At 61.6% G+C, this 11,919-nt stretch carries 10 protein-coding genes; 4 read left to right on the top strand and 6 right to left on the bottom strand.

The window, feature by feature from the left end:
• Positions 1-2: 2 nt before the first annotated feature.
• Both ACROHD_RS11295 and ACROHD_RS11290 read right to left on the bottom strand, forming a co-directional pair.
• Positions 3-920, bottom strand: a complete 918-nt coding sequence (locus tag ACROHD_RS11295; RefSeq protein ID WP_432677923.1) for a dihydrodipicolinate synthase family protein — start codon at positions 918-920, stop codon at positions 3-5.
• Between the two features lie 10 nt (positions 921-930).
• A complete protein-coding gene (locus tag ACROHD_RS11290; RefSeq protein ID WP_432677922.1) occupies positions 931-1,641 on the bottom strand; it encodes a GntR family transcriptional regulator in 711 nt (236 codons plus the stop codon).
• Between the two features lie 111 nt (positions 1,642-1,752).
• Between ACROHD_RS11290 and ACROHD_RS11285 the strand changes: the two genes are divergently transcribed.
• From ACROHD_RS11285 to ACROHD_RS11270, 4 genes are all read left to right on the top strand, one after another.
• Positions 1,753-2,703, top strand: coding sequence for a GlxA family transcriptional regulator (locus tag ACROHD_RS11285; protein ID WP_432677921.1), 951 nt, complete (start codon positions 1,753-1,755; stop codon positions 2,701-2,703).
• A 215-nt stretch (positions 2,704-2,918) separates the two neighbouring features.
• On the top strand, positions 2,919-3,815 hold the full coding sequence (locus ACROHD_RS11280; RefSeq protein WP_432677920.1) for a 2-dehydro-3-deoxygalactonokinase: 897 nt from the start codon (positions 2,919-2,921) through the stop codon (positions 3,813-3,815).
• Between the two features lie 99 nt (positions 3,816-3,914).
• Positions 3,915-4,901: a type I glyceraldehyde-3-phosphate dehydrogenase gene (locus ACROHD_RS11275; protein ID WP_432677919.1), complete on the top strand. Its 987-nt coding sequence runs from the start codon at positions 3,915-3,917 to the stop codon at positions 4,899-4,901.
• Between the two features lie 12 nt (positions 4,902-4,913).
• A complete protein-coding gene (locus tag ACROHD_RS11270; protein ID WP_432677918.1) occupies positions 4,914-6,362 on the top strand; it encodes an NAD-dependent succinate-semialdehyde dehydrogenase in 1,449 nt (482 codons plus the stop codon).
• Between the two features lie 282 nt (positions 6,363-6,644).
• Here the strand turns inward: ACROHD_RS11270 and ACROHD_RS11265 are convergent, their stop codons facing one another.
• The 4 genes from ACROHD_RS11265 to ACROHD_RS11250 all read right to left on the bottom strand — a co-directional run bounded on the left by ACROHD_RS11265 (position 6,645) and on the right by ACROHD_RS11250 (position 11,824).
• On the bottom strand, positions 6,645-7,334 hold the full coding sequence (locus tag ACROHD_RS11265) for a GntR family transcriptional regulator (protein WP_432677917.1): 690 nt from the start codon (positions 7,332-7,334) through the stop codon (positions 6,645-6,647).
• Between the two features lie 47 nt (positions 7,335-7,381).
• Entirely contained in the window at positions 7,382-9,385 is a 2,004-nt protein-coding gene (locus ACROHD_RS11260; RefSeq protein ID WP_432677916.1) for a 3'-5' exonuclease, read from the bottom strand.
• A gap of 77 nt (positions 9,386-9,462) precedes the next feature.
• Positions 9,463-9,993, bottom strand: a complete 531-nt coding sequence (locus ACROHD_RS11255; RefSeq protein ID WP_432677914.1) for a hypothetical protein — start codon at positions 9,991-9,993, stop codon at positions 9,463-9,465.
• Between the two features lie 16 nt (positions 9,994-10,009).
• Complete coding sequence (locus tag ACROHD_RS11250) at positions 10,010-11,824, bottom strand: DUF294 nucleotidyltransferase-like domain-containing protein (RefSeq protein ID WP_432677913.1); 1,815 nt, start codon at positions 11,822-11,824, stop codon at positions 10,010-10,012.
• Positions 11,825-11,919: the final 95 nt, after the last annotated feature.

The raw sequence follows: 11,919 nt of genomic DNA, 5'->3' as shown, positions 1-11,919 counted from the left end.
TCTCAGCCCTCCGCCTCGATCTGCGCAATGGTGCGCTTCAGCACGCCGACCACCTGTTCCAGCGCGCGCTTGTCGTCCTTGTTCAGCCCTTTGAGCGGCGGGCGCATGGGGCCAGTGGTGATCCCGTTCAGGTCCACGCCATACTTGATCGTCTGGATGAACTTGCCGCCCTGTTCCAGCACCCGCATCAGTGGCATCATTGCCGACATGATCCGGCGGCCCTTGTCGAAATTCCCCTCCAGTGCGCAGGCCTTGTAGAGCGCGATGTGCTCGGCAGGCAGGAAGTTCGACCCGCCGCAGACCCAGAACCGCGACCCCCAGGCGAAGAACTCCAGCGCCTGATCGTCCATGCCGCAGCCAAGCTGGATATGGGGATAGTCGCGGGCCAGCAGATGCACGCGGTTAATATCGCCAGAGCTTTCCTTGATGCCGCAGAAGTTGCGGCTTCGGCCCACGCGGTCGAGAAATTCTTCGCCCATCATCGTGCCGGTGCGGCCGGGATAGTTGTAGAGCATCACCGGCAGGTTCGCGGCCTTGTCTATAGCCAGCGCATTGAGCGCGTTTTCGCGGTCGGTCGGCACAGAATAAGCCGGTGAAGCCAGCAACAGCGCGTCCGCGCCCATTTCTTTCGCACCCGTCGCCAGCGCCACGGAATCGGGCGTCATCATTGCCCCGGTACCGACGACCAGCGGCAGGCGACCCTTGATGCGATCCTTGGTGAAGCGCGCAACCTCCAGCCGTTCCTCGACTGTCTGCGCATAGTTCTCGCCGGTGGACCCGCCGGAGATTAGGCCGTGGACCCCCGCCTCGATCAGGTTGTCGATCACGTCAGCCAGTGCGTCCCAGTTGACCGAGAAGTCGTCCAGAAAGGGGGTCACGACGGGCGTATAAATCCCCTCGAACCGGAAGATGGGTGTCATGGGCCTCTCCTCAGGCGGTAACGGCGCGCGGTGGCGCACCAAGCGGCAGGTCGAGCCCGCCCGGCATCACGAACAGCTCGATGCGGTGGCGGGACAGGTTCCAATGGTCGATCGCAAGCGCGGCAGCCTTTTCGGCGTCACCCGCCTCGATCGCGGCGATGATCTGGTCATGCTGGTCGGCGGCTTCGCCAACATTGCGGGCCATGGCCTCGTCGCGCGGACGGTAGAAGGTCATGGAAATCCGGGCATGGTCGATCAGCAGGCGCTGAAAGGATGGCAGCAGATAGACATTGCCCGCCATTTCGCCGGTGATCTCGTGGAAACGGTTGTTCACAAGCGCCCGGTCGCGGGCTGACCCTTGCTGCAAAACCTTGCGGAACCTTGCTTGTGTGGTCTTCAGCTTCTCTATCTGTGCGGGCGTCGCGTTCTCAGCCGCCAAACGCAGGATCGCGCCATAGATCATCGGGGCGGCGAGGAAGAAATCGCGCAGGGTGGTGTGGGACATCTCGGACACACGCGCCCCGCGATTGAGGCGCAGATCGACATATCCCTCGCCTGCCAGCCGCCGCAGCACCTCCCGCAGTGGCGTGCGCGACAGGCCGAATTCCGCGCTCAGGCTCGCCTCGTCCAGATCGGCGCCGGGCTGAAGCTCCAACGTCAGGATCGCGGTCTTAAGGGCGAGATAGCAGGTATCCTTGGGGCTAGGCGTCGAATCGGGCATCGGGGTTTCCTTCTTTGCCCGAGCTGCCTAGCAAAGATCGTGCGCAAAGAAAATACATATTGCATACAAAACGTGTTCAGGCCAAACCTGAGCTATCCTGAGGACATGACGATGCCACGCCCTGAACACTTCGGTTTCCTATTGGTAGAGGATTTGACCCACATGGCCTTTGGCTGTGCTGTTGATCCCTTGCGCATTGCCAACCTGATCAGTGGCGAGACGCTGTATGAGTGGACCTTGGCGTCCGAGACAGGCCCCACTGTCACCTGCTCGAACGGGATCGTCAGCCAGGTGGATTGCACATTGGACGAGCTGCCCGCCGTTGATCGACTGTTCATCCTGTCGGGGATCGGGGTGCAAACGCGGGCCACCCGCGGTCTTATGAACGGAATCCGAAAGCAGGCGCGCAAAGGCGTGAAGATCGGAGGGTTGTGCTCAGCCACATGGATATTGGCGCGGTCAGGGATGTTGGACGGGATGCGGGCCGCGATCCACTGGGATTACCACGACGCTTTCATGGAGGAATTTCCCGACGTGAACCTTCAGCGCAGCGTCTTCGTGGCGGACGAAAGGATTGTCACGGCATCGGGCGGCACGGCCACCGCTGACCTGATGCTGCATCTGATCGAAGCGCGGCACGGCGAAACCCTTGCCGCCGAGGTTGCGGATCAAATGGTCTACAACACTGTCCGCGATGCGAGCGCGGAACAGCGCGTGTCCTTCCAGGCCCGACACGGCATTCGCAATAGCCATCTGACCCATGCCATTCGCCGAATGAATGAAACGGTTGAATTCCCGATCTCACCTTCGGAAATAGCCTCGGAAATAGGGATTTCCGTGCGCCAGTTGGAAAGGTTGTTTGGGCGCTATTTAAACTGTTCTCCTAAGAAGTATCAGGTTGATATCCGATTGCAGAAAGCACGGCACCTGCTGTTGCAGACAGAAATGCCAGTTACCGAAGTTGCTTTCGCCTGTGGGTTCAAAAGCTCTGGGCACTTTGCCCGCACCTATAAATCTCATTTTGGGGTGCCGCCGGGAAATCAGCGTGGAAGACTTTCATAGGAAGTCAGAATTCCTATTGCTCATTGGGTGGAGATGCTTGCTTTATTAAGTAATATGTTGTGGTTTTAGCTAAGATTGCGCGAACCAAATTGACCGCTTCCTTCACAAATATGTCGACGTCGAATAAATATCTTCATAAGAACAATGAAGAAAATGATTGGCAGAAAGATGTTTGTCTTGTGATGCCCCTTTAAACGGGTGGGGGAATAAGTGGTATGAGTGAAAACAATGCGGCACCGCATTGGATTGCGGTGGACTGGTCTGAGTATGGAATGCAGGCCTGGGCCATGGACCAGCACGGTTCGGTCCTGATGAAAGTGCGCTCTGCGCAGGGGCTTGCACAGGTGGCTATCGACGCGTTTGAAGCCGTTTTGCTAAAACTTGTGCGACCTTGGCTGATCCGAGATCAAACGCCCGTCGTTGTTGGTGGGCTTTCAGGTGTACAGAAACTCGCCTCCATCCCGGCATATTCTCCGCCTTTTCGCCCGGAAGAGGCTTCTCCGTGGTTGCTCGAAACCGAAGAAAGCCGCCTGATGCTCCACGCGGTACCGGGGCTTGAGCAATCCGTCGGGAAGGGGGCGCTGCTGACTCATGACAGCCTTATTCGCGGTGTCGTTACCGAGATGCCGAGCTATTCCGGGGCGCTTTGCATTCCCGACGAGCGCACCCAGTGGGTCGGCGTACAACAGGGCGAAGTGTCCTGCTTGATGCCGTTCATGACGGCGGAGCTGGCAGAGCTCCTGGCTCCAAAGGCCGACAGGGGCTCTTTGCCCGTTCCGGGACCGGCAGTGCATGAAGCCACTTTCAGGGCGGCGGTATCAAACGCAATGGACACCCCGGAGCTGACGCCCCGGCATCTTCTTGAGGCCAGGTTCGACAGCGACCCGGCAAAGTCGCGCCTGAAGGGCCTTTTGATCGGGATGGAGCTTGCCAGTGCGCAAAGCTATTGGCGGAGAGGCCTTGTCATGGTCGTAAATGGTTCTCAATGGTCGACGCTTTATGCCCTTGCTCTATCGGGGCATGGGGTCGGGATCGAGTTTTGCGACCGCGATACCATGACCCTTGCGGGCCTAAAGCATGCCTACAGGAGCCTTTGCGAAACTTTTGCATAGGTCGGGGTGCGGTGCCGCACCAAAACCGTACAGAGCATGCCTTGAACCTTCCTCGCGCCCGTGCATGACTGCGCGCACCTTCAGCATGGGAGAGCGGGCATGACACGGGTCGTGATAAACGGGTTCGGGCGGATCGGCCGGTCGGTTCTGCGCGCCTGGCTCACATCCGACGTGTGGCCCGACGTTGAGGTCGTGGGCGTCAACGATATCGCCTCTCTGGACACCTGCGCATATCTGTTCGAATTCGACAGTGTCTTTGGTCCTTTTCCGGGGGGCGTGACGACAGAGCCGGGTGCGCTGATCGCCGCCGGACGACGCATTCCCTTCACGCAACAGCAGGACTTGTCAGCCCTGGATCTTTCGGGTGTGGATGTGTTGATGGAGTGCACAGGCCGTGCCCAGGATCGTGCGATTGCCGAACAGGGCCTGGTGGCCGGGGCCGCAAGAGTGCTGGTATCGGGGCCCTCTCCGGATGCGGATCTTACAATTGTCCTCGGCGCGAACGATGAAAAGCTGAAAGCTGAACATCGCATCGTATCCAACGCGTCCTGCACCACCAACGCGCTGGCACCGCTTGCCCGGGTTCTGGATGATGCCTACGGGCTGGAAACTGCGCTGATGACGACGGTGCATTGTTATACGGGCAGTCAACCGACAGTGGACATGCCCATGGCCAACCCTGCCCGGAGCCGCGCCGCCGCGCTGTCTATGGTGCCAACAACCACGAGCGCCGAGCAACTGGTGGATATCGTTCTGCCGCATCTGGCGGGGCGGATCACCGGGTCGGCTGTGCGGGTGCCCACGGCCAGCGTATCCTGCGTGGACATGGCGGTCATCGCCCGTGCCCGCCCAAGCGCCGAGGACGCGCGCGCGCTTCTGGCCTCATCGGGGGGTGTGATTGGATATACCGACAAACCGCTTGTATCGTCAGACCTGCGGCAAAGGCCCGAGTCCCTGATCGTGGCGGGGCCAGAGATCAAACGGTCAAAGGGCGGCATGTTGCGTGTCTTTGGCTGGTACGACAATGAATGGGGCTTTTCGGCCCGAATGCTGGACGTGGCCAGCCGCATGGCGGCCCAATCCTGATGGAGACTTAAGATGAGCGGATACAAGACCTGGTTGCGTGAGGGAAATTACATTGATGGTCAGTGGGTTGCGGCTGATAGCGGGGCCACTATCGACGTGACCAACCCGGCGACGGGCGAAGTGATCGGCACAATCCCTAACGCGGGCGACCTGGAAACCAAGCGTGCGATTGCCGCTGCAGAAGCCGCCTTCCCCGGTTTTGCAGCAATGGACCTGATGAGCCGCATCGGCCTCTTGTGGAAGCTGCATGATGCCCTGATGGACAACCAGAAGGACTTGGCTGAACTCCTGACCGTCGAGATGGGCAAGCCATTGGCCGAAGCCATGGGGGAGATCGCCATTGGCGCGCAGTATGTCCGGTGGTTCGCAGAAGAAGCACGCCGCGCCAAGGGAGAAATCGTGCCCGCTGGCGTGAACGGTCGTCGCATTCTTGTGACTCACCATCCTGTTGGCGTGGTCGGCATGATCACGCCCTGGAACTTCCCGTCTTCGATGCTGGCGCGCAAGATCGGTCCGGCACTGGCCGTGGGCTGCACGGTGGTGGCGAAACCCGCGACGGCGACACCTTATTCGGGCCTGGCCTGGGCCGCTTTGGCGGAGGAGGTGGGCTTTCCCAAGGGTGTGGTGAACGTGGTCACGGGCTCTGCCCGCAAGATCGCGGGCGCGATGATGGACAGCCCAGTGGTGCGCAAGGTGACTTTCACCGGATCGACCGAGGTCGGCAAGGAGCTGATCCGCCAAAGCGCTGATACCGTTAAGAAAGTCTCGATGGAATTGGGCGGTAACGCGCCGTTTGTGGTGTTCGACGACGCTGATCTGGACAAGGCGGTTGAGGGGGCGATGGTCTCAAAGTTCCGCAATGCGGGACAGACCTGTGTCTGTGCCAACCGGATGTATGTTCAGTCCGGCATCTATGATGCGTTCGTCGCCAAGCTGGTGGAGAAAACCGCTGCGCTGAAGGTTGGCAACGGGCTTGAGCCTGGTGTCGAACAAGGGCCGATGATCGACGTGGATGCCGTTGAAAAGGTTGAGGAATTCATTGCCGATGCAACCGCGAAAGGTGGCGAGGTCGCGACGGGTGGCGCGCGGCATGGCAATGGCGGCAGTTTCTTTGAGCCCACGGTAATCAAACACGCCACGCAGGCCATGATGTTTGCGAAGGAAGAGATTTTCGGACCGCTGGCGCCAGTGTTCAAATTCGAGACCGAGGAAGAGGCCATCGCGATGGCCAACGACACCGAGTATGGGCTCGCCTGTTATGCCTATACCTCTGATCTTGCTCGTGCTTTCCGGCTGAACGAAGGTCTGCAATACGGGATGATCGGGATCAACTCGGGTCTCATTACCACCGTGGAAGCGCCCTTTGGCGGGGTGAAGGAAAGCGGTATGGGCAAGGAAGGCGGTAGCCAGGGACTGGCTGATTATCTCGATACAAAATATGTTTGTATCGACGGGATCTGAGGCGCGATGGCCGGGGTGACCCGGCCCTTGTCATCTGCCTAGAACAGGGGGGGCGCCCTGCGTACACCCCCTGTGCACCCCTCGTGCATAGGACACGCGGTTTCGCTGCCTTCGGCATCGACCCGGGAGCGGCCTGCCTCAACCCCCCGCTTACGCGGGAGGCCTCGTCAGGTCGCGTTGCCACGGAAAAGAGGAACGCGCGCGCCCAGTGGGAACATGTGCCAGATTTCCCGGTCGCGGTGCCTCCGGCCGGGGGTATTTGGGCAAAGCAGAGGAGCAGCCTCAGGCGGGGCGAATCCGGTAGTTGGCGGGACCAGCCATACGCAGGGTCTGAACAGCGAGGGTCTTGGCGGCGCTGTCTCGGGCAATGCGGGTGAGGCAGAGGAGGCCGGTGTGCCGGTCACAGGCCAGAGCGACCGATGCGCTCATACTGGTCACCTCTGCATGGAGACGATCCTCCAGCGTTGCTGTCGGCAGGTTGAGTGCGTGGAGCAGGTTGAGGAATTCCACGGGTTGGTCTTCCTCCATCTCCGGCACGGCGGCTGCGTCGATCAGAATCTCCTCCAACGCGAAGCGTTCGCCTCCGCATTTCAACGTGCGGGTCAGCGCATGTACAGGGCCAGAGAAGAAATCGCGTTCCGTGCCTTCGACCGCGCGGGTTGTCAGGTTTGCGCGGAAAGGTTCCAGCTGCAAGCGGTCGCCATTGGGCAAAAACAGCCTGCGCAAGTCGGGGGGAGCGGCTGGTTCTGCCGCTTTGGGCACTGCAACCACGGTGCCGCGACCGGGCTTGCGGTTGAGATAGCCCATAGCCTCGACCGTCATCAACGCCCGGCGCATGGTGCCCTGACTGACTTTGAATTCTTCCGCCAGCTCAAACTCGTTCCCGAGCCTCATGCCCTCGGGCCATTCGCCCGATGTGATACGCCGCAGAATTTCTGTTTCGGCTTTTTTGTAGAGGGGCTCGCGTGCCATGTCGGTCTCCGGTTTGTCTTATAGAGGATCTGGCCCGTGGCCGCTGGTCAATTGAGATGGCCTATCAGCCGCGCATGACGGTCGAAGGCGGCGATGGTTGCCCCCAATGTAGGCAGCTCTGCCGCTTCCATCATCGGAATCATCTTGGCGAAGGCGGCGGCCGTTCCGATGGCATCGCCGATTGCCGTGTGGCGATCTTCCTCGGGGATGGTGATGGCGAGCCTTGTACAGAGCGCGTCGAGCGTGTGTTCTGCCGATTGGCCGAAGAGAATGGCAGAGAGCAGCACCGTGTCGAGAATGGGCTGATCGAAGCGCAGGCCGATCTCGTTTTCGCGCCGTTGCAGGAAGGCCATGTCGAAAGGCGCGTTATGGGCCACCAGCACGTTGTTATCTGCAAAGCGGTGGAAGCGGGTCAGCGCCTCCTGCACCGAGGGTGCGCCCTGAACCATATCGTTGGTGATGTGATGAACGGCAGTCGAGGCGGCGGGGATCTTGCGGCCCGGATCGACCAGCATGTCAAAGCGCTCGCCCGCACGGATGCGGCCATTCACGACGCGCACAGCAGCAATCTGGCAAATCTCGTCTACCTGAGGGTTAAGGCCGGTGGTTTCGGTGTCGAAGATCACGAAGTTGAGCTTGTTGAGCGGCGCTTGCGACAGCTCTTTCGGCAGGTCGGCATGCAGAAGGTCAAAATCATACTGCATGGGGCGCGCGGGAAGCGCGGGTTTTGGCGTGGCAAGAGGCAGCGAGAATTGCAGAGCGGCGCGTCCCTCTGCGCCCTCGCCCAAAGTCACGCGGGTGCCGTGGGTCGTTTGCACGTCCCCACCCGAAAATGATGCGAAACCGGGAGACAGCGGAGCTGAGAGCCAGTCGGTAAGGTCAGACCGGTCCGGTGCGGGGGCTTTGGATTCGAGGCTGAGGGTCACGGCGCTATCGCCCAGTTGCGCAAGGCGCAGGGTAAAGGCTGTGGCCCCCTTGCCGGACCAGCCAAGCGCCAGACGTTCCAGAAGGCGGGTAACCGCGTAGCCATCTGCGCGGATGCGGCGGGCGGGCAGTTCGACGGACAGGGCCACATCCTTGCGGGCCAGCCGGGCGCGAAGGGCGGTGCCAAGATCGCCGAGTGGCAGTGCCTCCATCGGCCACCATAGTGTGTCGGTTGCGGCCTTGCGGGCGGCAATATCCGAGACGGTCTGCGACAGCACGGATTTCTGCGGCTCCGGCAAGGCGGGCAGGGCGGTGTCGGCAGCATCGATCAGCCGGTCGAGAAGCGTGGCGCGTTCGGCGTGCACCTTGAGGTCTTTAGACACGTCGCGCAGAGACAGCACGTAGCCCGGACCGCTGGTTTCCTGGCCTTCGAGATAGAGCAGGCGGATGCGCGCCTCCAACAGGCGGGCACCGCGTCGGGTGGCGCAGAGGATGTCGGCGCCTTCGGTTTCGCCCGAGTCCAGCAGGCGGGTATAGGCTTGCAGGATTGGACCCGGCATCAGCAGGTGACGGACTGGGCGGTTGAGGCCGAGCGCCTCGCTATGGCCAAGGATCTCGACCGCGCGGGCGTTATAGAGCACCACGGAATGATCGGGTGTGCAAAACAGGACGCCATCGGGAACCTCTGCCAGCAGGGTTTCCAGCCGGGACTTTTCAAGCGACAGCCGCGCGGTTTCTCGGCCCACGGCCATGGCCATGGCGTTGCGGGTTTCGGTCAGGTTCTGCGTCACGGCGGCAGCTGCGGTGCCCAGATCGCCCAGATAGCGCGCGGGGGCGTGGTCAATCTCCCGCTCCACATCCGCATGGGCGCGGGCGCGCATGTCAGCGGCCAGGCGTTCCACCGGGCGGGCGACGTTTTCGTCGAACAGCACCCAGACCCATGTGGTCAGGCCAAAAATGGCCACGACGCCGATCAGCCCGGCGATGACGAAGGCCGACAGGGCATGGTCTTCGCCCAAACGGATATAGCCTAGCGTCAGACCTGCGATGGCAAGGGCCGAGGTCGCGAGGGCGAGAAAGGCGAAAAACAGGAAGATGCGCAGACGCAGGGATAGTTGGGTGAACATTTGGCTGGGGCCTCCTCCTTGCCCCTTCGGTGCGTGGCGGGTGGGGCGGTCGCGCGTCGCCCCCTGCCGGAAACGGGTTAGTTCGCGGCCCCCCCGCCGCAAACAGATTGCAGGATCGGGTCGGTGGCGCCGACCTCTAGCCAGGTGGTATTGGTGGGTTGTCCGTCATCCGCAAACTGGGTTTCTGAATTGACGTCAGCCCGGCGGTTATTGGTGCAATCCACAAGGATCGGGCGGATGACCTCTGGCTGCCAGCGTTCATGGATGCGGATCTGCACCGCCTGAACGCCGGACCCTGCTGCCGTTTCCACCGTTTCGGAAGGTGAATGAGCAATGAATCCTCGCACCCAGGGGCTGACGAAGGTCCAGGGTTGATACCAGGCCTGCTGCGTGCGTTCGGAAATGACCTGAGTGTCTTCCGGCAGCGTGTCCAGCACATTGCGGTACCAGCCGTATTCGAGCCCCACGGTCGCGGCGATCATGGCGATACCGGCCGCGACCGGAATGATCCCCTTGGGCAGGCGCTTGCCGCTTAGATGGCGCAGGGCGAAACCGGTGCCGGCGCCGGCAAAACCTGCGACGAAGGCGGTCAGAAGGGTCCAGAACATGTGCGGGGGGTGCTCCTCAGCTCAGAATGCCACGGCCCTGGCCGGCGGCGGATTGCATGGTTTTGACCACGACGAAGGCGTCGCGCAGATGGCTGCGTTCAAAATCCGACAGGTCCGTAGGTGGCATGAAGTTGTCGGGCTTTTCGCCCCGGCGGATCTGCGCGGCCTGATGTTCAAGTCGGGTTTCTGCGATCATGTCATAGGCATCGAGCAGGTCGCGCCCCCCAGTGGGGGAGACCTTTCCCGCCTCGATCGCGGCTTCCAGCCGGGCGCGGGTATTGGCGACGGGCAACTGACCTTGCAAGGCGTAGATGCGGCCCAGATCCACGATGGGAACTACGCCGTTATGCTTTAGGTCGATGGTGTTCTTGTGTTCACCCGAGCGCACGGTGGCAAAGCCGCGAAAAAGGCCAAGCGGCGGCGTGTGCTTGAGCGAGTTTGAGACCATATGCGCGACGAAGATGGAGTTATCTGCGGCGTTCTTCAGGGTATCTGCCTGAAGATCGACAAAGAGTCTTTCGTCGCCGCCGATTGGGCGCAGGTCGAACATGACGCTGGCCAGCATCTGCGCCTCGGGATCGGGCTTGGCGATCCACTTGCGAAAATAACTTTGCCAGACGCTGAGCGGTTGCCGCCAACGCTCGGCGGTCGCCATCATGTCGCCGGGGCAATAGAAATAACCGCAGGCATCGAGCCCATCCGAGACGAATTTGGCCAGTGCCTTGAAGTACGCATCATGCTCGGGCTGCATCGCGTCGTCTATGATCAGGCAATTGTCCTGGTCACTGACGCCGGTCTGTTCCTGCCGTCCCTGCGACCCGCAGGCAAGCCACAGGTAAGGGACAGGCGGCGATCCCAGCTTGTCCTCGGCCATGGCCAGCAGGCGGCGCGTGGTGGCATCGCCCACATTGGTGATCAGCCTTGTGACGACATGGTGGGCGTTATGGGCCCCGACGAGCTGTACCAGCAGTTGCGGGATGCGTCCGACGATCCGGGCCAGGTCCGCACAGTTTTTGGCATCGGCAATCTCTCGGATCAGCGCGGCGGAGGACGTGGCCTGAAAGCGCGTCAGGTCGGTCTGGGTCAGGATGCCCACCAGTTTGCCGCCTTCGACAACGGGCATATGGGTGATGCGCCGTTCGACCATCGCGTGCAGCACGTCCGAGACAAGCGCGGAGGGGGGCAGGGCAACGGGATCGGCAGTCATGACCTGGCTGACGGGTGTGTCATGGGGCAACCCTTGGGCAAGCGCCTTGTTGGTCAGGTCGCGGGTTGTGACGATGCCTTTCAGCGCCTCGCCCTCAGTGATCATCAGGGACGAAACTCCATGATCGCGCATGTCCTGTGCGGCGGCCAGAATAGGGGTGTCGGGGGCAACCTGCCGCGGATTGCGGGTCATCATGTCGGCCAGCTGCATGGTGGCCAGATCTTGCCGCTTGGCGCGGGCGGGGCGGGTTCGGTCGAAGAAACGGGCGACGCCTGGGTGATCCGCCACCAGTGCCTTGAAGACGGCGGCAGGGATGGCAATGAGGTCGGTTTCCTCTTCGGCGCGGGCCGAGGTGACGGCCAGGCCGTCGCGCATCAGGCCGCGTTCGCCGAATGTGTTGCGAGGGCCGAGAATGGACAGGACGGCACCGGTTTCGTCGGTGATGTCCACGCGGCCGCGAATGATCAGGTAGAGGGCCTCAAGCGGTTCACCATAACCGTAGATCTGGCTATCGACCGGGATCGAGCGCGCCTCAACCGCATCTGCCAGGCTGTCCAGCGCGTCTGCGGGCAGGCTGTCATAGGGATGGGTATGGGCGAGGAATTCTCGGATCGACTGAGGCATGGAACGGGTTCCCCCGGAAGGAAGTGGCGCACCCCGGACTGTCGGGATGCGCCGGTGTTTTGAACAGGGCCTGCGGTGTCGCAGGCCCTGGGATT

It is taken from the genome of Nioella aestuarii (assembly GCF_050896395.1).
Classification (GTDB): Bacteria; Pseudomonadota; Alphaproteobacteria; order Rhodobacterales; family Rhodobacteraceae; genus Nioella; species Nioella aestuarii.
The sequence above is the reverse complement of the archived record's forward strand: the minus strand, read 5'-3'. Positions and strand labels throughout refer to the sequence as shown.